Source organism: Sphingomonas sp. NFX23 (genome assembly GCF_049887795.1).
Taxonomy (GTDB): Bacteria; Pseudomonadota; Alphaproteobacteria; order Sphingomonadales; family Sphingomonadaceae; genus Sphingomonas.
Genome location: NZ_JAGEKH010000003.1, coordinates 596627 through 619178 on the forward strand (window position 1 = coordinate 596627; position 22552 = coordinate 619178).

The 22552-nt window shown below is 67.9% G+C and carries 20 protein-coding genes, 1 tRNA gene and 1 riboswitch; of the genes, 8 read left to right on the forward strand and 13 right to left on the reverse strand.

Annotated elements, in window-relative coordinates:
* Nucleotides 1-81 precede the first annotated feature (81 nt).
* From alr to J4O76_RS10380, 7 genes are all read right to left on the reverse strand, one after another.
* Nucleotides 82-1107 carry an alanine racemase gene (gene alr, locus J4O76_RS10350; protein ID WP_426281860.1) on the reverse strand — a complete coding sequence of 342 codons (1026 nt, stop codon included), beginning with the start codon at nucleotides 1105-1107 and terminating at the stop codon, nucleotides 82-84.
* Between the two features lie 49 nt (nucleotides 1108-1156).
* Nucleotides 1157-1936 carry an ABC transporter ATP-binding protein gene (locus tag J4O76_RS10355; RefSeq protein WP_426281677.1) on the reverse strand — a complete coding sequence of 260 codons (780 nt, stop codon included), beginning with the start codon at nucleotides 1934-1936 and terminating at the stop codon, nucleotides 1157-1159.
* Nucleotides 1927-2895, reverse strand: coding sequence for a FecCD family ABC transporter permease (locus J4O76_RS10360; RefSeq protein ID WP_426281679.1), 969 nt, complete (start codon nucleotides 2893-2895; stop codon nucleotides 1927-1929). Before J4O76_RS10360 ends, J4O76_RS10355 begins: the two co-directional genes overlap by 10 nt.
* A 178-nt stretch (nucleotides 2896-3073) precedes the next feature.
* Nucleotides 3074-3874 (reverse strand): ABC transporter substrate-binding protein, encoded by an 801-nt coding sequence (locus J4O76_RS10365; protein ID WP_426281681.1) that lies wholly within the window; start codon nucleotides 3872-3874, stop codon nucleotides 3074-3076.
* Entirely contained in the window at nucleotides 3871-5769 is a 1899-nt protein-coding gene (locus tag J4O76_RS10370; protein ID WP_426281683.1) for a TonB-dependent receptor plug domain-containing protein, read from the reverse strand. Before J4O76_RS10370 ends, J4O76_RS10365 begins: the two co-directional genes overlap by 4 nt.
* Before the next feature lie 117 nt (nucleotides 5770-5886).
* Nucleotides 5887-6102, reverse strand: a riboswitch (cobalamin riboswitch).
* A gap of 415 nt (nucleotides 6103-6517) precedes the next feature.
* A complete protein-coding gene (locus J4O76_RS10375; RefSeq protein ID WP_426281686.1) occupies nucleotides 6518-8581 on the reverse strand; it encodes a TonB-dependent receptor in 2064 nt (687 codons plus the stop codon).
* A 48-nt stretch (nucleotides 8582-8629) separates the two neighbouring features.
* Nucleotides 8630-9094 carry a DUF4126 domain-containing protein gene (locus J4O76_RS10380; RefSeq protein ID WP_426281689.1) on the reverse strand — a complete coding sequence of 155 codons (465 nt, stop codon included), beginning with the start codon at nucleotides 9092-9094 and terminating at the stop codon, nucleotides 8630-8632.
* Between J4O76_RS10380 and J4O76_RS10385 the strand changes: the two genes are divergently transcribed.
* The 3 genes from J4O76_RS10385 to msrB are packed head-to-tail and all read left to right on the forward strand — an operon-like array spanning nucleotide 9093 to nucleotide 10483.
* The gene (locus J4O76_RS10385) at nucleotides 9093-9272 is read left to right on the forward strand and encodes a hypothetical protein (protein ID WP_426281692.1); all 180 of its coding nucleotides are present in this window, start codon (nucleotides 9093-9095) and stop codon (nucleotides 9270-9272) included. The two genes, J4O76_RS10380 and J4O76_RS10385, sit on opposite strands and share 2 nt — an antisense overlap.
* A complete protein-coding gene (locus tag J4O76_RS10390) occupies nucleotides 9256-10017 on the forward strand; it encodes an SDR family NAD(P)-dependent oxidoreductase (protein ID WP_426281695.1) in 762 nt (253 codons plus the stop codon). Before J4O76_RS10385 ends, J4O76_RS10390 begins: the two co-directional genes overlap by 17 nt.
* Before the next feature lie 16 nt (nucleotides 10018-10033).
* Nucleotides 10034-10483: a peptide-methionine (R)-S-oxide reductase MsrB gene (gene msrB / locus J4O76_RS10395; protein ID WP_107961427.1), complete on the forward strand. Its 450-nt coding sequence runs from the start codon at nucleotides 10034-10036 to the stop codon at nucleotides 10481-10483.
* 59 nt (nucleotides 10484-10542) lie between these two features.
* On the opposite strand, the gene J4O76_RS10400 is transcribed toward msrB, so the two are convergent.
* Nucleotides 10543-11019 (reverse strand): hypothetical protein, encoded by a 477-nt coding sequence (locus tag J4O76_RS10400; RefSeq protein WP_426281699.1) that lies wholly within the window; start codon nucleotides 11017-11019, stop codon nucleotides 10543-10545.
* Between the two features lie 211 nt (nucleotides 11020-11230).
* On the opposite strand from J4O76_RS10400, the gene J4O76_RS10405 reads away from it, so the two are divergent.
* Together J4O76_RS10405 and J4O76_RS10410 are read left to right on the forward strand one after the other, a co-directional pair.
* Nucleotides 11231-13270, forward strand: coding sequence for an L-dopachrome tautomerase-related protein (locus tag J4O76_RS10405; protein ID WP_426281702.1), 2040 nt, complete (start codon nucleotides 11231-11233; stop codon nucleotides 13268-13270).
* 8 nt (nucleotides 13271-13278) lie between these two features.
* Complete coding sequence (locus tag J4O76_RS10410) at nucleotides 13279-14361, forward strand: catalase family protein (RefSeq protein ID WP_426281705.1); 1083 nt, start codon at nucleotides 13279-13281, stop codon at nucleotides 14359-14361.
* An 82-nt stretch (nucleotides 14362-14443) separates the two neighbouring features.
* On the opposite strand, the gene J4O76_RS10415 is transcribed toward J4O76_RS10410, so the two are convergent.
* Nucleotides 14444-14518: transfer RNA gene (locus tag J4O76_RS10415), tRNA-Val, on the reverse strand.
* A 44-nt stretch (nucleotides 14519-14562) separates the two neighbouring features.
* On the reverse strand, nucleotides 14563-14940 hold the full coding sequence (gene cpdR / locus J4O76_RS10420; protein WP_056065257.1) for a cell cycle two-component system response regulator CpdR: 378 nt from the start codon (nucleotides 14938-14940) through the stop codon (nucleotides 14563-14565).
* Nucleotides 14941-15050: 110 nt separating this feature from the next.
* Here cpdR and J4O76_RS10425 point away from each other — a divergent pair, with 110 nt between their 5' ends.
* Nucleotides 15051-15896, forward strand: a complete 846-nt coding sequence (locus J4O76_RS10425; protein ID WP_426281707.1) for an N-formylglutamate amidohydrolase — start codon at nucleotides 15051-15053, stop codon at nucleotides 15894-15896.
* 10 nt (nucleotides 15897-15906) lie between these two features.
* On the opposite strand, the gene J4O76_RS10430 is transcribed toward J4O76_RS10425, so the two are convergent.
* The 3 genes from J4O76_RS10430 to J4O76_RS10440 form a co-directional block, all read right to left on the reverse strand.
* The gene (locus tag J4O76_RS10430) at nucleotides 15907-19092 is read right to left on the reverse strand and encodes a TRCF domain-containing protein (protein ID WP_426281709.1); all 3186 of its coding nucleotides are present in this window, start codon (nucleotides 19090-19092) and stop codon (nucleotides 15907-15909) included.
* An 82-nt stretch (nucleotides 19093-19174) separates the two neighbouring features.
* Entirely contained in the window at nucleotides 19175-20116 is a 942-nt protein-coding gene (locus J4O76_RS10435) for a Gfo/Idh/MocA family protein (protein WP_426281711.1), read from the reverse strand.
* A 31-nt stretch (nucleotides 20117-20147) separates the two neighbouring features.
* A complete protein-coding gene (locus J4O76_RS10440) occupies nucleotides 20148-20873 on the reverse strand; it encodes a FadR/GntR family transcriptional regulator (RefSeq protein ID WP_426281713.1) in 726 nt (241 codons plus the stop codon).
* Nucleotides 20874-21032: 159 nt separating this feature from the next.
* Here J4O76_RS10440 and J4O76_RS10445 point away from each other — a divergent pair, with 159 nt between their 5' ends.
* Together J4O76_RS10445 and J4O76_RS10450 are read left to right on the forward strand one after the other, a co-directional pair.
* Complete coding sequence (locus tag J4O76_RS10445) at nucleotides 21033-21878, forward strand: 2-dehydro-3-deoxygalactonokinase (protein ID WP_426281715.1); 846 nt, start codon at nucleotides 21033-21035, stop codon at nucleotides 21876-21878.
* Nucleotides 21875-22510 carry a 2-dehydro-3-deoxy-6-phosphogalactonate aldolase gene (locus J4O76_RS10450; RefSeq protein ID WP_426281716.1) on the forward strand — a complete coding sequence of 212 codons (636 nt, stop codon included), beginning with the start codon at nucleotides 21875-21877 and terminating at the stop codon, nucleotides 22508-22510. The genes J4O76_RS10445 and J4O76_RS10450 overlap by 4 nt, the downstream gene beginning before the upstream one ends.
* Nucleotides 22511-22552 lie beyond the last annotated feature (42 nt).

Consider the following 22552-nt stretch of genomic DNA (forward strand, 5'->3'; position numbering starts at 1 on the left):
AAGGCCGCTCCTTACGGGGCGGCCTTTTTTTTGCTTGGAGCAAGTCCTGATGCCGGCCTGCGGTGCCGCATGATGCGCTTGTTAACGCCAAACTCGCGAATAGCGTCCGCCAAGACTGGTCAACAGTTCGTATTGCGACATCCCCGATACCGCGGCTGCATCGGGCAGCGCGAAATCGAGCGCGAGCCATGTCCCTTCGTGCACTGCTGGTACACTCGTCACGTCGATGGCCACGAGATCCATCGATACGCGACCGATAACGGGCATCGCGATGCCGCCCGCCGATGCGGTTCCACAGTTCGAAAATCCGCGGAAATAGCCGTCGGCATAGCCTAGATTGAGGATCGCCACCTCGGTGTCGGCCGGCGCCGTCCAGATCGCGTTATAGCCTACCGTTTGTCCCGCGCGTACGCGGCGGCACTGGAGGATTTGCGCTTCGATCGTGACCACGAACTTGATCGCATCCGCCAGGCCGGCGCGGGGGACCCCGCCATATAGCGCCAGCCCAGGCCGTGTCAGGTCGAACGCATAGCCGTTGAGCGCGATGCCGGCGGAGTTGGCGAGACTCATGCGCTTTGCCGCCGTCGCGCCCGCAAGCGCAGCGAACCGGTCCCGCTGCTCCGCGTTCATCGGTACATCCTCGTCGGCGCAGGCGAGATGGCTCATCAGCGTTTCGATCTGGAGGCCATCGAGCAGACCGGCCGCAATATCGTCCACCGACACGCCCAGGCGGTTGATGCCGGTGTCGACCATGACGTCGCATGCGCCACCGCCAGTCCCTTTCCAGCGCGCAACTTGTGTCGGGGTGTTGAGGACCGGGCGGGCGAAGCCGGCGGCCGCGGCGGGCATGTCTTCTTCGCGGACGCCGTGGAGGACGGAGACGGTCAGGCCCAGCGGCGCGAGTTCGGCGGCTTCCTGCCAGTTCGAGACGAAGAAGTCGCGGCAACCTGCGTCTGCCAGGCGGTTTGCGACTTCGATCGCGCCGAGACCGTAGCCGTTCGCCTTCACCGCGGCGCCGCACGCTGCGGTGCCGCTCATGCGGTCGAGCGTGCGCCAGTTCTGGACGAGAGCGTCGCCGTCTAGGCGCAGGCGGAGGGGGGCAGGAATATCGATCACCCGGCGCGGGATAGTGCCACGGGCGCGGCGCGTCGACCGTCTATGCTGCTTCGATGCGTCCGACCGGCACGAGCAGGCGGCGGCCATCGTCTTCTAGGGAGGTAACGCGGACCCCAAATACGCGGCCGAGCGTGTCGGCGGTCATGACCTCCGCGACGGGACCAAACGCGACGACGCGGCCATCGGCGAGCAGCAGCGCGTCGTCGGCCGCGCGCTGTGCCTGGACGAGGTCATGGAGGACGATCGCCACCCCTGCCCCGCCGAGCGCATAGCCTCGCAGGCGGGCGAGCAGGTCGATCTGGTGCGACGGGTCGAGGCTCGCGAGCGGTTCGTCGGCGAGCAGCCAACCTGGCTCGCCCGCCAGCACGCGTGCGAGCAGGACACGCGCCCGTTCGCCGCCGGAGAGTTCGCCGACCGGGCGATCCGCGAGATGCTCGGTCTCGGTATCGTGCATCGCGCGGTCGACGGCGGCATGATCTTCGAGCGATGGAGCAGCATGCGCGCCGAGGTGCGGCAGGCGGCCAAGCGCGACGACATCGCGCGCGACGATGTTCCAGTGCACCGTTGCGTCCTGCGGGAGATAGCCGATCGCGCGCGCTCGAGCGCTCGGGTCCATCGCGGCGACGTCCTGCGCGTCGAGGCGGACGCTGCCGGTGCTGCGGTCGACGAGCGCCGCGGCGGCTTTGACGAGCGTGCTCTTGCCAGCGCCGTTGGGGCCAAGGATCGCGGTGACGCGGCCGGGACGGAGGTGTACGGATACGTCGCTCAGGACAGCGCGCTTACCGAGCTTCACGCCCAAAGAGTCGATGATCAGATCCATGCGCGGCCTCGTTCCCTGACCAGCAATCCCAGGAAGAACGGCGCGCCGATCATCGCCATCGCAACGCCGAGCCGGATTTCGCCAGCGCCGGGTGTGAGACGGACGAGGCTGTCGGCAGCGAGTACGAGCGCTGCGCCGCCAAGTGCCGAGGGTAACAGCAAGGCGCTCGGGCGGTGGCCGAAGATCGGGCGTAGGAGGTGCGGCACGACGAGCCCGACGAAGCCGATCACGCCGGTCACCGCGACGCCCGCGCCGACAACTAGGCCGGTGCCCAGCACGACGAGCAACCGGACGCGACCCATCCGTATCCCGAGCGACCTTGCCGCCGCCTCGCCCAGTGCCAGCGCGTCGAGCGAGCGGCCTGTGAGCAACAGCAGCACCGCACCGACCACCATCGGCGGCAGCGCGAGCGTCACGTCGTCCCAGCCGCGATCAGTCAACGCGCCCATGATCCAGTCGATCACCTCGGCGACCGCATAGGGGTTCGGCGCGATCGAGATCAGGAACGCGGTCAGCGCGCCGGCAAGACTCGACAGCACCGTGCCCGCGAGGATGAAGGTGATCGCGCTCGGCGACCGCCATGTCAGCGCCGCGAGCAGCGCGACCGCACCGCCTGCGCCCAGCATCGCGGCGACGAAGATCGCGGGGCCGGAGCCGAGCCCGAACACGATTGCCGCGACCGCCGCCAGCGCCGCGACCGACGACACGCCGACGACTGCGGGGTCGGCGAGCGGGTTGCGGAGATAGCCTTGCAGCACCGCTCCCGACAGGCCGAGCGTGGCGCCGAGCGCAAGCCCCAGCACCGCGCGCGGCAGGCGGAGTTCGAGGATGATCCACCAGCGCGGGTCGCTCGAGAACCACGCGTCTAGCGGCACCCAGACCTTGCCGCAGCCGAGCGACAGGCTGAACAGGAGGACGACCAGGACGGCCAATACGGCAAGTTTCAGCGTGCGGGTCATCAGAGCGCCTCTTCGCCCGTACCGACCACCGCCACCACCCCGGCGAAGGCCGGGGCCCAATTGGGGGACAGTCGTGACAGCGCGCGGCAGGTCATTACTTCGGTCATCCCAATTGGGCCCCGGCCTCCGCCGGGGAGGAGCACGGGCGGTGAGCCGTTCGCGATTCTAAGCGCTCGCATCACAGCCCCGCCCGGATCGCGGCGAGGCGTTCGAGCGCAGGCGGGATGGTAGGCCCGCCGCAATTGATCAGGACGCGCGGGAAGACGGCTTGCGGCGTGTTCGGCAGCAGGCGGTGGCGCAGCGCGGTGCCGCGGCTTTCGCGTTCGGAAGCGATCACGACGGCGGGGGGCTGCGTCACGATCGTCTCGGCTGACAGCGTGCCGGTATGCGTCAAGCCGTAGCTCGCGGCGGCGTTTCGGAAGCCGACGCGCGTCATCATGTCGTTCAGCAACGTGCTCCCCCCCGTCGCGAGATCGCCGCTGATATAGAGCAACGCGCTCGGCGACCGTCCATCCTTGTGGCTCCAGCGGGCCACCGCGCGGTCGATCTCGGCATTGATCCGCGCGCCGCCCATCGGCGCTCCGGCAGCATCGGCGATCTGCGTGACCTGCGCCTGGCTCTCCGCGATCGAGTCGGGAATGCCGACGAGCAGCGTCTTCAGACCGGCCCGCGCGTACGCCGCCTGAGTCGCGGGCGGCGTGTAGGTGCTGGCGATGACGAGATCGGGGTGGAGCGCGATCACCTCCTCGGCGGTCCCCGCGATGCCGCGAAACCGGCGCGCGACGGCGAGCGGGATCGATGTCGCGGACGGATCTTGCGAATAGTGGCTGATCCCGGCGATCCGCGCGGGCGGCAGGATCCGGACCAGCACCGAATCCACGCACGGATTGGTCGAGACGATCCCCCCGCCACCGCCCGCTCCGGGGGATTGCGCGCAGCCCCCGAGCAGGAGCGCGAGGAGGATCGCCCCGCGCCTCACTTCAGCCGCAACCGTACGCCGCCATACGCCGCGCGACCGTAATTGCCGTAGCCCGCGACCGTCTCGTACCGCGAGTCGGTGAGGTTATCGACGCGGCCGTACAGTGCAATCTGGTCGGTGATCGGCATTTCCACGCGGACGCCCGCCAGCGCATAGCCGTCGAGTCGCACGGTGTTGGCGGCGTCGTCGAAGCTGTCGCCGACCATCGTCACGGTGCCGCCGACCGACAGCCCGAACGCGAACCGGTAATCGGCGTCGACGCTCGCGGTCTGCTTGGGACGGCGCGCGAGATCGTTGCCGAAATCGCTGCCGATCGAGCGGTTCTCGGTGTCGATATAGCTGTAGTTCGCGGTCAGCGTCAGCGCGTCGACCGGGCGCAGCGCCAAGGTGAACTCGACGCCGTCCGCCTCGGCGCGGGCGATATTGTCGTAGACGCCGAACGGGCGGTCGACGCAGATCGAACCGGCGGTCGTCTGCTCCGCCGGACTGCAGTCGCGGAAGTCGATCTGGTTGCGCGTACGCCGGTTGAAATAGGTCACCGCGACGCGCGCGCGGTTGTCGAGGAACGCCTGTTCGACACCGACGTCGAAGTTGCGCGCGGTCTCCGGATCGAGGCCGCGATTCCCGTAGTCGGAGAAGAGCTGGTACAAGGTCGGCGCCTTGAAGCCTTCGCCATAGCTCGCGCGGACGGTGGTTCCGGTCCGCAACGCCAGCGCGGCGTTCGCGCCGAACGTCGTGTGGCTGCCGAAATCGTCGTGGTCGTCGTTACGGACGCCGCCGGTGATCGTGAGGACGTCGAGCGGCTTGACGATCAGCTGGCCGTAGACGCTGGTGATGCCGGTATCCGCGAAGGTGAAGCCGTCGTTGAAGCGGCTGTTCTCGCGCTCGACGCCTGCGACGACGCGCACTTGGTCGAGGGGGCGGAAGTCGCCCTGATACTCGTAGCGTTCGCTGCGGCCGCGACCGATGAACGACGGATCGCTGCCGAAGCTCGGGTCGTAATTGTCGCGGTTGATGTCGGCGATCGTGAAGGCCACGCGGTTGTTGAACCGACCGTCGGCGAAGTTCGCATGTAGCCCCGCGTAACCATAGGCTTCGCGCGTCTTCGAATATTCGGCGGTGTCGACGAGCACGTAATCAGGGGCCGGGAAGCCGTCGATCGCGACGCGACTGTCGGCGAAATAGCCGCGCAGGTCGAGGCCGATGCCCGGCGCGAACTCGACGCCGACCCGCCCGGTTGCGCCATATTGGCGATAGCCGTCGCGCTCGGTGCCGCTGGCCGCCGACGAGATGCCGTCGGTGCGCAGATATCCGCCGGTCAGCGATCCGGACACCTGACCCGACTTGCCCGACACGCCCGCGCTCGCGAACACGCTGTCGGCATAGCCATATTCGGCGTTGGCGCGCGCCTGGACGCCTTCGGTCGGTGCGGCGGTGATGATGTTGACGACGCCGCCGATCGCCTGGCTGCCCCATGGCACCGAGTTAGGACCGCGCAATATTTCGATCCGCTCGACCGAACTCGACAGGAGGTTGCCGAAGTTGAAGCCGCCGCCGGTCGACGAGGGATCGTTGACGCGCACGCCGTCGATCACGACGAGCGTCTGATCCGCCTCGGCACCGCGGATGCGGACGCTGGTCAGCGCGCCGACCGTGCCGTTACGCGTGACGGTGACGCCAGGCGTGGTCGCGAGCAGGTCGGAGACGATGGTGGTCTGGCGGCGCTCGATCTCGGCGCGGTCGATCACGGTCACGGCCTGGCCGATCTCGCTCAGCGGTTGCGCAGCGCGGGTCGCGGTGACGACGATTTCGGGGGCGTCTGGGTTGGATATGGTCTGAGAATAGGCGGGCGATGCGATCGCCGCGGCACTCAGGAGAAGGAAGAATTTCGTCATTCGGCTGCGTCCTAACCAGAACCGCCAGCGACCATTCGCCGGGCGGCCAGACGTCTCTCGCTCGAGGAAACCCGGCTGGACCGGAGCACTCGTCCGCGCCGGACACCCGCCCGCGCAGTGGATCGACCGTGACAGGCAGGTCTCCTGGCTTCCGGGTCGCCGCGCCCACCCCACCTTCCCAGGCCGAGACCCAGTGGCATATCGGGGTGGCCGCTATCCGGTCACAGTTGCGGGTACAGCGCCGGTCTTGCGGATTTGGATCGTGACGACCCGGCCCGCGCACCGACTTCCCTTTTGATCCCGTTGCGGGGAACCCTTCACGTACGCGGCATTAGTCGTGCGCCAGGCACGGGTCAACGCGGGGCCTGCTGATCCTCCCCCGCCAGGGGGAGGTGGCTGGCGCTTGCCAGACGGAGGGGGCGGACACGGAAACGGGGGTGATCGCATGCCTCCCCCTCCGTCACCTTCGGTGCCACCTCCCCCTTGCGGGGGAGGATCGTAAGCTCCCTCACCGTCCACCGCACCACCCCGGCGGAGGCCGGGGCCCAGTTGGGGAATGTCACTAACTAAGCGCGGTCCGTCGTTACTGCGACCTTGCCAACTGGGCCCCGGCCTCCGCCGGGGTGGTGGCGTGTTAGTCGGGACGTCGCTTTCCCTCCGTTGTTCTCCCGCGAAGGCGGGAGTCCAGTCTGGGTCCCCGCCTTCGCGGGGAAACATGATGTCTTCGTTTTCCTTAGCAGAAAGAATATCACCGCCCGCCGTAGCGCAGCCCGACCCAGATCGTCCGCGGGGTGGCGCGCTCGACGATGTTCGCGCCGCTGACCCCTGCCTCGACCCGCTCGTTGAGGAAATTCTCGGCCCGAAACTCGGCAACCAGCGACCGCAGGATCGGCAACGCTGCATACGCATCGAGCGTCGTCGCAGCCCCAAGCACGCGCGTATTCTGGTCGTCGTCGAACTGCTGGCCGATATGCCGCACCGTCAGTGACAGCGTCGCCGCGTCGCGTCGCCAGTCGACCGTCCCAGAAACCTGGTCGCGAGGGGTCTGCGCCGGTCGCACGCCGTCCAGCGCAGCCGTGATCCCCGATCCCTCGACCTTTGAGTTCGTGTGCGACCACGACGCCTGAACACCAAACGGACCCGGCCGATACGCCGCATTCAACTCGAACCCATGCGCGCGGATCGCGTCGAGGTTCTGGCGAACGCGGTAGGTCGTCACCCCCGGCAACACCTGCGTCGGCGTGGTCGTCGTGACGTTCGCCACCGCATCCTTCAGCCGGTTGTAGAAATACGTCGCGGCGATGCTCACGCCCGGCGCAGGCGTCAGCGTCACCCCGCCCTCGACCCCGGTCAGCCGCTCCGGCGACAACAGCGCATTCGCCGCGGTCGCATCGTTGCCGACGCGAAACGGCCGATACAGCTCGTTGAGCGTCGGCAGCCGCCACCCGCGATACCCGGCCGCGCGCAGCGTGATCGCCTCCACCGGCTGATACGCTACGCCCGCCCGGCCGGTCGTCTCGCTGCCATCGCGGTCCGCATATCGAAGATTGGTCAACGCCGCGCCGCCGGCCAGCGGCCGTTCGGACAGATAGCCGCCGTCGATCGACCACCAGTCAACCCGGCCGCCAAGACTGAACGTGAAGTCGCCAGCAACCAAGCTCCCATCGGCAAACACGCCGGTTGTCGTCGTGCTCCCGCCGGCCTCGCGCCGCCGCGTCGGCACGGTGTTGACGAACGTATACAGCTCCTGCGTCTTGCCGCTGACATCGCGAACATCCGCGCCCAGACGCAGCGTGATGCTCTCGCCCAGCGGCGGAGCGATCTCGATCCGTCCGCCAAGCCCGGTGGCGGGCGTATTATACTGGTTCAGCGACTGGATCGCGGTCGTCCGCGCGGCGTTGATGCTGTTGAAGCTGCTCGCGAACGCGCGCGTTTGCAGATACGCCAGCGCCGAATACCCCCAGCGCCCGCGCCCGATGAGCCGGACGCTCGCGTCCGCGCCTTCGCTCTTGTTGTCGGTAAAGTCGCTCCCCCGGTCGCGCCGATCGGTGAACGCGCTCGCATTCATCTGCAATTCGGTCTTCGAGCCGATCCCGACGACGGTCCGCAGCGCGCCCGACGCCTGCTCGTACGGCGCGGCGCGATCGACGATTCCCCGGCTTTCCTCGACGGTCGGCGTGAAGCCGTCCCCGCGCGCATAGGCTCCGGACAAGGTCGCAAACCCAGACCCGTGCACCAGTGCCGCAGAGCCCTGTGCATCGACCGAATCCCGGCTGCCATACGCGACACTGCCCTGGAAAGGCGCCGCCTGGTCCGGCGTCGCGCTCTCGAGCTCGACCGTCCCCGCCAACGCCCCCGGCCCCTGATACCCGCTCCCGCCGCCGCGCGTCACGCGAATGCGCCCGAGCCGCCCCGTCGCATACGCCGGAAACGCGACCCAGCCGCCGAACGGATCCGCCTGCGGCACGCCGTCGAAGATCAGCAGCGCGCGACTGGAGGCATTGCCGCCGATCCCGCGCAGCGAAATCCCCTGGCTGGTCGGGTTGGCGCTGCGCGAGTCCGACCGACGAAACTGCTGGAGCCCCGCGACGTCGGCCAGCACGCTCTCCAGCCGATTGCTCGCATTCGCCTGGATCCGCGCACGATCGATAGTGACGACGTCGTACGCACGATCGCCGGGCGCATCGGCCAGCCCGCGCCCGGTGACGACGATGTCAGCCTGCTGGTCGCTAGGCGCGACAGTCGTCTGCGCGACCGCACCCCCGGACGAAATCAATACGAAGGCAAGCGTAGAGAGCGAGATACGGATCATCGCCGCCGCATGGCAGCTTTTCGGCCCGCCCGGAATACACGTCCGGCGTCAGGCCGCGCCAAGCTTCGCCGCGTTGCGCGCAATCGCCGCCGCGCCGCCAAGAACCACCGCATCCTCGACGAAACCCGTCGGCGTCTGGCCGTACTGCGACATCGCCGCCATCCGCGCACGCCAGCCCGGATAGGACGCGGCCACCGCCGTCAGTCCGCCGACCGCTGCACCGATCCACCGCTGCCGCCGCGGGACGAGCGACGCGCCCGCGATAGCCGACGTGACGAACCGCGCGGCCAGGCCGATCGCGACGATCCGGTCGGGCGCGGTCTTCTGCTTGTCCCCCGCCATCTCGCCGATCGCGAGCGCCAGCGCACCCGCCGCGACGACGGGATGCGACAGCAGCTTCGGCGCACCATTGTCGGCGGGCAATTCGTCACGAGCGGCAGCGATGGCGACCGCGGCGAGCGGCGTCATCGCGCGCTGGCCACCGACGAGGCCCATCAGGAAGGATGCGAGCATGATGATCTCCGGTAAAAGCAGGTTCGAGCGCATCAACGCACGCGAGACCGGCCAGGGTCCGCCGTTGGGACTGACCGGCGATCTCCTTGATTCAGCAAGGAAACCGGTACGCGCGTCGGTCGTTCATCGCGTTATCTCCCAAAGCTTCAGGACACAGATCGATGAGATTCGATGGTAAGATCGTAGTGATCACCGGCGCCGCCTCCGGCATCGGCGAAGGCGCCGCGCGTCGTTTCGCCGCGGAGGGCGCGACGCTCGTACTCGGCGACAAGGACGCGGACGGCCTCGCGAAGGTCGCCGCCAGCCTCGACGGCACGACCGTCGAAACGCTCGAAACCGACGTCTCTGACATGGCCGCCTGCGAGGCGCTGGTGGCGCATGCGATCGACAAGTTCGGCCGAATCGACGTGCTCGTCAACGACGCCGGCGTGGACCATCTCGGCAAGCTCGACGAGGGCGACCTCTCCGAATTCACCAAGGTCATCGAAACCGACCTCTACGGCGTCGTCCACATGAGCCGCGCCGCGATCGCCACGTTGCGCGCAAACAAGGGCTGCATCGTCAACGTTTCGTCCGTATCGGGCCTCGGCGGCGACTGGAACCACAGCTTCTACTGCGCCGCCAAGGGCGCGGTGACCAACTTCACCCGCGCGCTCGCGATGGACGAGGCGAAGCACGGCGTCCGTGTCAACGCGGTCAACCCGTCGCTGACCTACACCGCGCTGACCGCGGGCATGAAGGACCAGCCCGACCTTATCGCGAAGTTCGAGGAACGCATCCCGATGGCACGCGGCGCACAGCCCGAAGACATCGTCGGCGCCATCGCGTTTTTGGCTAGCGCCGACGCGCACTATATAACCGGGGTCAACCTGCCGGTCGACGGCGGCCTGTCCGCCTCGAACGGCCAACCGGCGCTCTCCTGAGCGCGAGAGGATCACCATGACCGACTACAAGAAGACCGACGAGGCGATCGCCAAGCTCACACCCGAGCAGTTCCACGTCACGCAGCAGAGCGGCACCGAGCGGCCCGGCACCGGCGAGTATCTCAACACGCGCGAGCCCGGTCTCTACGTCGACATCGTCTCGGGCGAGCCGCTGTTCGCGTCCGCGGACAAGTTCGATTCGCATTGCGGCTGGCCGAGCTTCACCAAGCCGATCACGCCCGAGCACGTCGCCGAACTCCACGATCGCAGCCACGGCATGGTCCGCACCGAGATCCGTTCGGCAGGCGCCGACAGCCATCTCGGCCACGTGTTCGAGGATGGCCCGCAGGACAAGGGCGGCCTGCGCTACTGCATCAACTCGGCGTCGCTGCGGTTCGTCCCGCGCGCCGAGATGGAAGCCAACGGGTATGCCGCCTACCTGCCGCAGGTCGACGCGGCAGGCTGACGATAGCGCATGATGGTGTGCCGCACGGGCACACCGTCACGCCCTAAAGAGACTTCCGTTCAGCGCCGGGTCGCGAGCTTCGCGCCCAGCGCCGTGACCAGCCCGAACGCCGCATGGTTCACGCTGTGCATGCCGATCGTCTTCGCACCGGCCTGCCACTCCGGCGGCTTCACGCCAAGCAACGGCCCCGTAATCCAGTGCATCGCCGCATAGAATGCCGCACCGAACATCAGGCCCGAGCCGATGACCGACGCTTCCTCGTCGACGGTCGCGGCGTAGACCGCACCCGCCGCCGCAGACAGCAACAGGTGACCGCCCTGCGTGACCGCTTGCTCGCGCGACGACGGCAGGGCATCCGCGGCAGGCGTGTCGATGCCCAGCTTCTCAGCGGTCTTGCGTTCGAGCGTGACGATCTCGGACGGTTCGCCGCTCTTGCGCTCGCCCGCCATCAGCAGCGCGGTAATGCCCAGCCCGGCCACCACGCCACCTGCGACCGCACCGGCCATCCGTCGTGAATCCGCCCTACTTAAATCCATCGTCGTGCTCCTGAAGTTCTGCGATCCACAACGCGCGGATCGCAATTCGGCCCACCACGTCGCGCCGCCCGATCATCTTTGCGGATCATTGGCTTAGCCGCCGGAACAGCAGCCTCCCGAGACTGTTTCGATACCAGGACCCTTTCGCGTCGGCCCGCTCCACCATGAGCTTCCACAACGAGTCCGACGCCCCGATCCGACGAGGACCATCATGCCGATCCAGACCACCGACGATCTCGAACTCGCCTACGCCGATACCGGGCCGCGCGACGGCCAGCCGGTCCTGCTGATCCACGGCTGGCCCGACGACGCATCGACCTGGGACGAGGTCGTCCCCGCGCTCAACGCAGCCGGGTTGCGGACCATCGTGCCAACCTTGCGCGGCTTCGGCGAAACCCGGTTCGTGCGTGATGCACCGCGCACCGGCAACAGCGCGATCCTGGCGATGGACATGATCGCGCTGATGGACGGGCTAGGGATCGAGACGTTCATGGTCGCCGGGCACGACTGGGGCTCGAACACCGCGGAGGCGCTCGCGGTTGGCTGGCCAGGCCGTGTCGAGCGGATGGCGATGCTCGCCACCCCGCCCCGGCTCGGCGGCATGCCGACCCCGCCGTTCGAGCAGGCACAGCGCCAATGGTATCACTGGTTCATGGCCACCGCGCGCGGTGCGCAGGCCGCTCGCGACGACCGCAAGGGCTTCGCGCACATCCACTGGGTCAACTGGTCGCCCCCCGGCTGGTTCGACGAAGCGACCTTCGCCCGCGTCGCACGCTCGTTCGAGAACCCCGACTGGGCCGACGTCACGCTGCACAGCTACCGCGCGCGCTGGAACGAGGCCGAGCCCGATCCGCGCAGCCAGTGGCTCGAGTACAAGGTGAAGGCGACCAGGACGCTCTCCTTGCCGACGATGTATTTCCAGGGCGCGGTCGACGGCGTGAATCCGCCGTCGGCGAGCACCGCGGTACCGGCCAAGTTCACCGGCCCGTTCGCTTTCGTGACGCTCAACGGCGTCGGCCATTTCATCCAGCGCGAAGCCCCCGACGCGGTCGCGCGCCATCTCATCCAGCTTTTCACCGGCAACCCCGCCGACCTGTCCGACACCACCGACCGGAGCCTTATCATGTCCAAGACCAAGCCCTTCCTCGCCGGCGCTGCCGCGATCGCCGTCGTCGCCGCCGCCGCGATCGGCGTCGCCAGCGCGCAGACCGCATCGCAGACCGGCGGTCGCCCGCTCACCCAGGTCGCGCAGTTCGATCACCAGGCGACCGGCGTCGCCGTCACCGCCGACGGCCGCCGCTTCGTCAACTTCCCGCGCTGGACCGACGACGCGCCGATCTCGGTCGCAGAAGTCATGAAGGACGGTTCGCTCAAGGCCTATCCGGACGCCAAGTGGAATAGCTGGCGCAACGCGAAGTCGGCGGAAATGCCGGTCGGCGATTATTTCGTCTGCGTGCAGTCGATCGTCCCCGACGGCCACGGCAACCTCTGGGTGCTCGATCCCGGCGCGCCCGGTAACGAGAAGATCCTCGAAGGCGCACCCAAGCTGGTGAAGGTCGACCTCGCCACCAATCGCGTGACAAAGGTCATCAAGGTGCCGCTCGATGTCGCGCTTCAGGGCACCTACCTCAATGACATCCGCTTCTCGCCCGACGGCAAGACCGGCTACATCACCGATTCCGGGACGCGTGGCGCGATCATCGTCATCGATCTCGAAACCGGGAAGGGTTTCCGCGCGCTCGACGGCCATGGCTCGACGCAGATCGACAAGACCGTGAAGGTGATGACCGACGGCAAGCCGCTCGTCCGCCCCGACGGTCGCCAGCCCGCCTTCGCCGCGGACGGCATCGCGATCTCCAACGACGGCAAGACGCTCTATTACCAGGCGCTCACCGGCAAGACGCTCTACTCGATCGACACCGCGCTGCTGCGCGACGGCGTTAGCGAGGCAACGCGTGCGGCAGGCGTGAAGACGGTCGCGCAGACGCACGTCGCCGACGGCCTGTGGATGAGCAAGGCGGGCACGCTCTACCTGACGTCGCCGGTCAACAACGGCATCACCCGGCTGGTCGGCGATCATGTCGAGCCGGTACTGACCGACGCCCGCCTGCGCTGGCCCGATACCTTCTCGGAAGGTCCGGATGGCCGCATCTACGTCACCGCCAGCCACATCCAGGATACCAACTGGTTCAAGCCCGGTGCGCCCGCGTCGCTCAAGACCGAGCTGTTCTCGTTCGTACCCGCAAAGTGAGGGCCGACATGACCTATCTCCGCTACAGCGACGACATCGAGACGATCCAGCCCAACGAGCAGGAATCGATCGACGGCATCATCCAGGGCATGTCACAGCAGACGCAAACCGTCGAGAAGCGCGAGGGCCATGCGGTCCGCGCGAGCCACGCGAAGAGTTCGGCGTGCGTGATCGGCGAACTGACGATCGCGCCCGGCCTGCCGCCCGAACTTGCACAGGGCGTGTTCGCGACGCCCGGCACGCACCCCGTCGCGATCCGCTTCGCGCAAGGGCCGGGCGAGACGCTCGGCGACCGCGTCTCGACGCACCGCGGCATGGCGATCAAGATCTTCGACGTACCCGGCGAAAAGCTGTCGGGCCATGATGCCGACACGCAGGATTTCGTGTTCGCGACAGGCACGACGTTTCCGTCCGGCACCGCGCAGGGCTTCCTGAGCGACGCCAAGAAGATCGGTGCGGCCGTACCCTTGCCGGAGGGCTTCAAGAGCGCGGTGTCGAGCCTCGCGCGCAACGTGAACAAGGCACTGCACGCAGTCGGCACCGAGAGCCCCAAGGCGGACTTTTTCGGCCACCCGTTCAGCCATCCGCTCGCCGAACCGTATTTCAGCCAATGCCCGATCCGTTACGGCGATTACGTCGCCAAGCTCGGTGCCTTCCCCGCCTCGCCCGAACAGGCCGCGCTGAAGGACTGGGAACTCGACCCCAAGCAGGATGAGGACGGTTTCCGCCACGCCGCCGTCCGCTATTTCGGCGAACACGACGCGGTCTTCGAACTGCGCGTACAGCTATGGGCGAACGCCGAGACGCAGCCGATCGAGGATACGTCGGTCGACTGGCCCGAGGAGGACAGCCGCTACCTGACGGTCGGAACGATCCGCATCCCCCGGCAGGAAGCCTATAGCGCCGCCCGCGTCCGGTATTTCGACGATGTGATGACGTTCCGCCCCGCGCACGCACTCGCGGCGCATCGTCCGCTGGGTTCGGTGATGCGCGCGCGCCTACAGGTCTATCAGGCGCTGTCGAAGCTGCGGCACGGCGAGAACGGCATCAAGGCCGAAAACACCGCGAAAATCGACCAGATACCCGCCTGAGGCGAGGGTCCCTTCGGGGACCCCGCTTGCGCTCCGGGCAAATAAAAACCCCGCTAGTCCATGGGACTAGCGGGGTTTTCAATGGTGGGCGTGGCAAGGATTGAACTTGCGACCCCTGCGATGTCAACACAGTGCTCTACCACTGAGCTACACGCCCGCCGGAGGGCTCCACTAGCCGCGCTCTTCGCGCCGTGCAAGCTCTCAATGCATGCCCGTCACATTATCCATCTCGAACAGCCGGTCGACCTCGGCGACCAGGTCGCGCAGGTGGAACGGCTTGGACAGCACGCGTGCCTGCGGCATCGCCCGCCCGGCCTTCAACGTGACCGCCGCAAAGCCGGTGATGAACATCACGCGCAGGTCCGCGCACATCTCGCCCGCCTTCTGCGCCAGTTCGATGCCGTCCATCTCGGGCATGACGATATCGGTCAGCAGCAGATCGAACGTCTCGGTTTCGAGCAAGGGAATCGCCGCCGTCCCGCGGTCGACCGCGGTCACGGCATAGCCCGAGCGTTCGAGCGCCCGAGTCAGATACTCGCGCATGACCTGATCGTCCTCGGCCAGCAGAATTCGTAACATCGATCTAAAGTCCCGTTTTCACACGCACATTCCGCGGCCGCCCTACCCTGAAAATGGTTAACATATCCAGGTCGATTGCCCATGCCCGGTGCTGGCCCTAGCGTGGTGCGATGCAGTCTTCTCCCTTCGAGCGCCTGGGCGCAATGCCGCCCGTGAGCCCGGTGGTCGTGTCCGTCCCGCACGCAGGCCGGGACTATCCGCTTGCGCTCAAGACGGCGTTGCGCGTGCCGCTTGCCGGGCTGCTGCCGCTCGAGGACCGGCTAGTCGATGCGGTGGCGCGTGCCGCACGGACCGACCAGACGACGATCGTCCAGACCCGCGCGCGCGCCTGGATCGATCTCAACCGGCGCGAGGACGAGCGCGATCCGCTGCTCGACGAGGGTGCGCAGTCGCTGCCGCTCGCCCAGCAATCCGCCAAGCTGCGCAGCGGGCTCGGGCTCGTCCCACGCCGCGCATCGGGGGCGGGCGATCTCTGGGCGCGGCGGTTCACCGATGCCGACGTCACCGCGAGGATCGCCAACGATCACCGTCCTTACCATGCGGCGCTCACGGCGGCGCTGAAGGCGGCGCACGACCGATTCGGCGTGGCGGTGTTGCTCGACGTGCATTCGATGCCGCCGCTCGGACCGAGTGGATCGCGAATCGTGATCGGCGACCGGTTCGGCCATTCCGCCGAGCCGCGCTTCGTCGCGCGGATCGAGGCGGAGTGTGTCGCGCGCGGGTTCTCGACCGCGATCAACGCGCCCTATGCGGGCGGCCATATCCTCGAACGCCATGCGTGCCCGGCCGCAAACGTTCACGCGGTTCAGTTCGAACTGGATCGCACCCTGTATCTCGATCGCAAACTCCACGCGCCCGGCGCCGGCTTCGCGCGCGTGGTGGACCTGGTACGCGCGATTCTGGCGGCGCTCACAGACGAGGCCTTGCCCGTCCCGCTCGCCGCGGCCGCCGAATGACCGAACACGCCTAGCCGATCAACGCGTCCAGCAGTTCCTCGATCCGCCCTGCCCGCGTGATCGGGTCGGCAATGCCCTCGGCGGCGATCCACCGCCCGTTCTTCTCGACCAGGTCGTCGAGCGGTTTCGCCGCAGTCCGGTCGTGCGGCGTGAACGCGATCGCCGCGGGACCGGCGTCGATCTGTCGTACGCCCGCCTCGCGCGCCATCATCCGGATACGCGCCACCTGCAACAGTCGCAGTGCCGCCTCTGGCGCCTTGCCGAACCGATCGTCGAGCTCGGCCTCGAACAGATCGAGCGCCGAGACGTCCTCCAGCCGCGCAAGGCGACCGTAGAGCGACATCCGCACCTCCATTTCGGGGATCCACGCTTCGGGAAGGCTGCCGCCCAGTTCGAGATGAAGTTCGGGAATCCAGTCGTCGATTGGCGCCCCGCCCTCGCGGTCGATCCGTGCCAGCCGCAACGCGCGACCGAACAGATGCTGGTACAGGTCGATCCCGATCAGCTTCATGTGACCAGCCTGCGCCTCGCCGACCAGATCGCCCGCGCCCCGCAGGTCGAGATCGCGCGCGCTGATCGCAAAGCCCGCGCCCAGGCGGTCGAACGCTTGTAGCGTGCGCAACCGCTTGAGCGTCGCCTCGGCGATCGTCGCCTCGCCATCGGTCAGCAGCATCACCTGCCCCCGCCGTCCGCTGCGACCGACGCGGCCGCGAAGCTGATGCAGCTGCGACAACCCGAACCGGTCCGCGTGATGCACGATCATCGTGTTCGCGCGCGGCACGTCGAGCCCGGCCTCGATGATGTTGGTCGCGAGCAGCACGTCGCCGTCGCCCGCCGCAAACGCCACCATCGCCTCGTCGATCTCGCCCGCCGGCATCTTCCCATGCGCCTGCACCAGCCCGAGTTCGGGCACGAGCTTGGCCAGCTTGGCGGCAAGCGGCGCCATGTCGTCGATCCGCGGCACGACGACGAAGCTCTGTCCGCCTCGCGCCCGCTCGCGACGCAGCGCCGCGCGCACCGTCGCGTCGTCGAACTGCGCGACCGACGTGCGGATCGGCTGGCGACGTGCCGGCGGGGTGGCGATGACCGACAAGCCCTGCAACCCGATCATCGCGGATTGCAGCGTGCGCGGGATCGGCGTCGCGCTAAGCGTCAGGACATGCCCCGCCCCCAGCGCATGCATCTTGGCCTTGTCGGCCGCGCCGAACCTTTGCTCTTCATCGATCACGACGAGCGCGAGATCCTTGTACGCGACGCCCTTGCCGGCAATCGCCCCCGTGCCGATCACGACGCCGATCGATCCGTCCGCAAGCCCCGCCCGAACCCGTGCCTTCTCCGCAGTGCTCGACAGCCGCGACAGGCCGGCGACGGCCACGCCGGTCCCTTCGAACCGCTTCGAGAACGTCTCGATATGCTGACGGACCAGCACCGTGGTCGGCGCGGCGATCGCCACCTGGCGCCCGGCCAGTGCGACGGCAGCAGCGGCACGCAACGCGACCTCGGTCTTGCCGTAGCCTACGTCGCCGATGATCAGCCGGTCCATCGGCTTGCCGCTCGCCAGGTCCGCCAGCGTTGTCGCGATCGCCTTTGCCTGATCCGGCGTCTCGGTGAAGGCGAAGCCGGCGGCGAATTTCTCGTACCGGGCACGGTCGGGCTCGATCGGATCGGTCGTCCGTGCGTCGCGTTCCGCAGCGATCGCTGCGAGGTCTCGCGCGCTTTCGGCAATCGCGGCATCGATAGCGCCTCGCCGCTTCTGCCACGACGCGCCGTCGAGCGAATCGAGCGTGACCGCGTCGATCTCCGCGCCATACCGCCAGATCCGGTCGGCCTCGCGCACCGGCACCAGGCGGCGGCCTTCCTTGGCATATTCCAGGACGATCGCGTCGCCGTCGGTCCCCGGCAGCATCTCGAGCCCGCGGACGACGCCGATCCCGAACTCCTCGTGCACGATCACGTCGCCGCATCGCAGCTCGCTCGTCAATCCCGGCAACATGCCCGCGCTGCCGCCTGCGATCTCGTCCCCACGCGCCCGCCCACCGAGCAGGTCCGCGCCAGCAACGACCGCGGTCTCACTCGCGACGAACCCGCGATCGACCGGGGCGACCAGCAACATCGCCGTGCCGGGCTTCGCCGAAACGACGTCCGTCCAGCGATCGACCGACGTGAAGCTGATCTTCGCCGCTCGCTCGAGCCTGGGCTGGAGGAACCGCAGGTCGCGCGGCGATCCCACGACGAGCAGACGCCCATCCGCAAGCGCGTCTTTGGCAAACCGGGCAAACGCGCGCGCCGGATCGCGCCGCTCGATGAACCGCGGGGGCATTTCGTCGCCGACGTCGAACGCGGCCGTTTCACGTTTCCCGATCTCGGTTGCCCAGACCTTGTCGAGGACCAGGTCGGCGGAGGCACGACGTCGGGGTAGGCCATCCGCGGCGATGGCAAGAAACCGATCGCGCCGCTTTTCCGCATCCCGGTCGAACGCGATCGCTGCATCCGGTAGGTGCGCGAGTATCGACACGCCCTTCTCGACCACAGGCTCGGTCGCGCGGCCGATCTCGACGACGTCGACGTCGCCCAAGCCGAGTTGCGACACCGGATCATAGTCGCGCAGGCCGGTAATGCGGCCATCGGCAAACTCGATGCGGACCGGGGTTTCGCGATCGGCGGGGAACACGTCGATCACGCCACCGCGTACCGCGATCTCGCCGGGTTCGTCGATCCGATCGTCCGTCAGGTAGCCGACCTCCTCGGCGATCGCGGCAAACGCCTCGATGTCGATCGGATCGCCGACCTGCAGCCGCGGTGGCGCCACGTCGAACATCGGTGGCGGCGGATAGCGTACCGCAGTCGCCTCGGCAGTCGTCACCACCAGGATCGGTGCCGCCTTACTCTCAAATCCCGCGCGCAGCCGCCGCAACGCCGCAACGCGACGTCCGACATTGGCAGGCGATGCCGGCGCGTCATCGCCCGGCAGCGCATCGCTCGACGGCACGTGGACGACCAAAGCATCGGGCGCGAGCGCCGCCGCAATGGTCGCGATCTCCGTCGCACGCTGATCGTCCGCCGCGACGTAGACGAGGTTCCCGTCAGACAAGCGCTCGACGATCGCCGCCGCCAGCGGCGCCACCGCCGCGCTAGGCTTCGCCGCTATCGCTGGCGCGATATCCGCATTCTCGACGTCTTGACTGACCTGAAGCACCGATACGCATCCTTCTTTCGAGGATGAACGTGATGTCGGCAGCGTGCGTTCCGGCGATACTATCCTCGATCAGGGTATTCGATCACCATTCGAAGGCAGGAACGATCGTGCGCTGTCCGACCAGGAACGCGTCCGCCACAAGCCGCAGCGGTGTTACGTCCACGTCACGGGAGTGCGAACCGACGAGCGCCGCGAACTTGGCATAGAGCCCGGGATATTCGGCGTCCGTCGCCTCGGTGACCGTGCCGTCGATCTCCAGGATCGCGCCGCCCATGCTCAGCTTTAGCGTACCGCCGTCGGTCTCGACGACGATGTCCCACTGCTGCGGGCCTTCGTGCAGGAAGTCGAACGCCGCCGTCACGGGGATGTCGCCGCAGGTGAGATCGATATCGGCAGCCAGCGGCGACATGCGGCCTTCCGGCACCTGCAGGTCCGCACGATGCACGACCCAGTCGCCGGGGAGGATCTCGGTCACGATCGACAGCGCGTTGATGCCCGGATCGAACACGCCGAACCCGCCCGCTTCCAGGATCCAGTCCTGGCCGGGGTGCCAGCGCCGGATATCCTCGCGCCATGCGATCGTGACGCGCTCGACCGTGCGATCGGCGAGCCACGCCCGCGCCGGCGCCACGCCGGCCGCTTCGCGCGAATGCCAGGTTGCGAACAGCGAGCGGCCCGCGGCAACCGCATGTGCCTCGATCCGCGCGACCTCGGAAAGCGTCGCGGCAGGCGGCTTCTCCATCATCACGTCCAGCCCGGCATCGAGCGCCGCCATCGCGATCGCGGACCGTCCGACCGGCGGCGTGCAGATCGAAACGGCATCGAGGTCATGCCCGGCCGCGAGAAGCTCGGCGATGTCGTGATAATTATCGACGCCGTCGACCACCGCATTCCGGCTGACCGCCGCGACCAGTTCGAAGCGCGGATCGTTCGCGATCGCCGGCAGATGCTGGTCGCGCGCGATCTTGCCAACGCCGATGATCGCCAGCCGGATCGGCTTTGCGGACTTTGCCTCGGTCGCCATTAAAACCCTCTCAGTTACAGTATAACGGTGCTTACTCGTCGCCGATCAGCGTCAGCACGTCGCCGATGATCCGCGTCATCGCGATCCGCGCCGCAGCGGGGTCACGTGCGATGATCGCGTCCGCAACCGCGGCGTGATCGGGGATATTGGCGGAACGGCCCTTGATCCGGTTGGTGAAGCGGATCGACGTCCGCAGCGCGGTCGAGACAACCGACTGGAACTGCGCGTAGAACGGGTTCTTCGACGCCCGGAGGATCGCCATGTGAAACGCGATGTCGGCCTCGAGCGGATCGGCCGTCCCCGCCTCGCCCGCTTCCATCTGCGCCAGTCCGTTGCGGATCGCCGCCTCATCCGCGGCGTCGCCGAACCGCGCCGCCAATGCCGCGGCCTCCGGCTCGATCGCGACGCGCAACTGGTTGAAGTGCCGCAGCAACTCGACCGAGAACTTACGCTCCAGCGTCCAGCGTAGCACGTCAGTATCGAACAGATTCCACGAGCTCGCCGGCTGTACAACGGTCCCCTGCCGCGGCCGTGCGCTGACCAGGCCCTTCGCAGTCAGCATCTTGACCGCCTCGCGCGTCACCGATCGGCTCACGCCGTGCGTCTTGGCGATCTCCGCTTCGGTCGGGAACGGACGGTTTTCGTAGCGTCCGGTGACGATCGCCCGCCCGAGCGTGTCGAGCATCCCATGCGTCAGATTACGGCCCAAGATCGCGGTGGCCGGAAGAACGTCGGTGTCTGTCGTATCGGTCGCCATCGGCCGGGTTTTGGCGCAACGCGCTCCTGGTGTCACGCGTCTTGCAACGTGCCGCATCGATATCCGGTGGAAGGCTTGCGGCAATCATCCTACAATTGGCGACGATGCGGGCGGATACAGGCGAAACCGTCAAGCTCGCGACGACGTCGAGGTAGAGTTATGCAGCCTTTCATTGCAGTCGACTGGGGCACCACCAATCGGCGCGCGTTCCGGATCGAGGACGGTACCGTCGTTGCGACCGAGCGCGACGACCGCGGCGCCGCGACCGTGGCGACCGACGAGTACGGCGCCGAGGTTGCGGGTATCCGCGAACGGCTGGGCGACCTGCCGATGCTGCTGGCGGGGATGGTCGGATCGAACATCGGCTGGCGTAGCGTGCCCTATGTCGCCGCCCCCGCAGGACTTGCAGAAGTCGCCGCCGCGCTCGACCGGGTCGACGATCGGACCGCGATCGTCCCCGGACTGTCGTACCGCGATGGGGTGCACGCCGACGTGATGCGCGGCGAGGAAGTGCAATTGCTCGGCGCGGTCGCCGCCGGGCTGGTGTGCCAGCCGGGCACGCATTGCAAATGGGCGACCTTGGACAAGGGGCGGATCACGCGGTTCACCACGGCGATGACCGGCGAGCTGTTCGCCCTGCTCCGCGCGCACGGTGTCCTGTCGCGACAACTCGGCCATCCGGTCGAGCCGGGCGCGGCGTTCCTCGAAGGCGTTGCGGAAGGGGCCAAACGCGATCTCGCCGCCAGCCTGTTCGCGATTCGCGCGCGCGGCGTACTCGGGATCGCCGACGACGCCCACGCCGCCTCGTTCGCCAGCGGCCTGCTGATCGGCGCGGATACCGCCGCGCGGATCGAACCCGGCGCGACCGTCCACATTCTCGCCGATCCCGCCCTCGGCGCGCTGTATGCCAGCGCGATCGATGCTCTCGGCGGCGCGTCGCACCATATAGACAGTCAGGCCGCGTTCGTGGCCGGCATCACCCGTATTCAGGACCTTGCAGCATGACCACACATCGCCAAGCCTTTGACGACGCCTTCGCGAAATGCCCGCTGATCGCGATCCTCCGCGGCGTAAAGCCCGACGAGGTCGAGGCGATCGGCGAGGCTTTGGTCGAGGCGGGCTTCACGATCCTCGAAGTGCCGATGAACTCGCCCGATCCGCTCGACAGCATCGCCCGACTGGCGCGCCGGTTCGAGGGCCGCGCGGTCGTTGGCGCAGGCACGGTGTTGCGCTTCGAAGACGTCGAGGCGGTCGGCGCGGCGGGCGGCACGCTGATCATCGCCCCGAACGCCAACGTGCGCGTGATCACTGCAGCCGCGGACAAGGGCTATGTCGCGCTCCCCGGCATCGCCACGCCCACCGAGGCATTCGCGGCGCTCGACGCCGGGGCCGCTGCGCTGAAGCTGTTCCCCGCCGAAGCCGCCGGCCCCACGGTGTTGAAGGCGATGCGCGCAATCCTTCCCAAGGATGCGCGCGTGTTGCCGGTCGGCGGGATCGTGCCGGAGCTGATGGCGGATTGGCGGAAGGCCGGCGCTGCTGGCTTCGGTCTGGGCTCCGCCCTGTTCGCGCCCGGCATGACCGCAGCGGACGTCGGCGCACGCGCGAAGACGTTCATCGAGACGTGGAACGCTGGTTAGACCCAAGACTCGAAGCAGGGATCGTCTTCGCGGCGCGCAAGG

Bases quoted from the DNA above. Each gene is read 5' to 3' on its own strand.
- J4O76_RS10405 (WP_426281702.1), top strand. From the start codon at position 11,231: ATGCCGATCCAGACCACCGACGATCTCGAACTCGCCTACGCCGATACC.
- J4O76_RS10435 (WP_426281711.1), bottom strand. From the start codon at position 20,116: ATGGCGACCGAGGCAAAGTCCGCAAAGCCGATCCGGCTGGCGATCATC.
- cpdR (WP_056065257.1), bottom strand. From the start codon at position 14,940: ATGTTACGAATTCTGCTGGCCGAGGACGATCAGGTCATGCGCGAGTAT.
- J4O76_RS10360 (WP_426281679.1), bottom strand. From the start codon at position 2,895: ATGACCCGCACGCTGAAACTTGCCGTATTGGCCGTCCTGGTCGTCCTC.
- J4O76_RS10385 (WP_426281692.1), top strand. From the start codon at position 9,093: ATGATGATCTCCGGTAAAAGCAGGTTCGAGCGCATCAACGCACGCGAG.
- J4O76_RS10390 (WP_426281695.1), top strand. From the start codon at position 9,256: ATGAGATTCGATGGTAAGATCGTAGTGATCACCGGCGCCGCCTCCGGC.
- J4O76_RS10375 (WP_426281686.1), bottom strand. From the start codon at position 8,581: ATGATCCGTATCTCGCTCTCTACGCTTGCCTTCGTATTGATTTCGTCC.
- J4O76_RS10425 (WP_426281707.1), top strand. From the start codon at position 15,051: ATGCAGTCTTCTCCCTTCGAGCGCCTGGGCGCAATGCCGCCCGTGAGC.
- msrB (WP_107961427.1), top strand. From the start codon at position 10,034: ATGACCGACTACAAGAAGACCGACGAGGCGATCGCCAAGCTCACACCC.
- J4O76_RS10355 (WP_426281677.1), bottom strand. From the start codon at position 1,936: ATGGATCTGATCATCGACTCTTTGGGCGTGAAGCTCGGTAAGCGCGCT.
- J4O76_RS10400 (WP_426281699.1), bottom strand. From the start codon at position 11,019: ATGGATTTAAGTAGGGCGGATTCACGACGGATGGCCGGTGCGGTCGCA.
- J4O76_RS10380 (WP_426281689.1), bottom strand. From the start codon at position 9,094: ATGCTCGCATCCTTCCTGATGGGCCTCGTCGGTGGCCAGCGCGCGATG.
- J4O76_RS10445 (WP_426281715.1), top strand. From the start codon at position 21,033: ATGCAGCCTTTCATTGCAGTCGACTGGGGCACCACCAATCGGCGCGCG.
- J4O76_RS10410 (WP_426281705.1), top strand. From the start codon at position 13,279: ATGACCTATCTCCGCTACAGCGACGACATCGAGACGATCCAGCCCAAC.
- J4O76_RS10370 (WP_426281683.1), bottom strand. From the start codon at position 5,769: ATGACGAAATTCTTCCTTCTCCTGAGTGCCGCGGCGATCGCATCGCCC.
- J4O76_RS10440 (WP_426281713.1), bottom strand. From the start codon at position 20,873: ATGGCGACCGATACGACAGACACCGACGTTCTTCCGGCCACCGCGATC.
- J4O76_RS10450 (WP_426281716.1), top strand. From the start codon at position 21,875: ATGACCACACATCGCCAAGCCTTTGACGACGCCTTCGCGAAATGCCCG.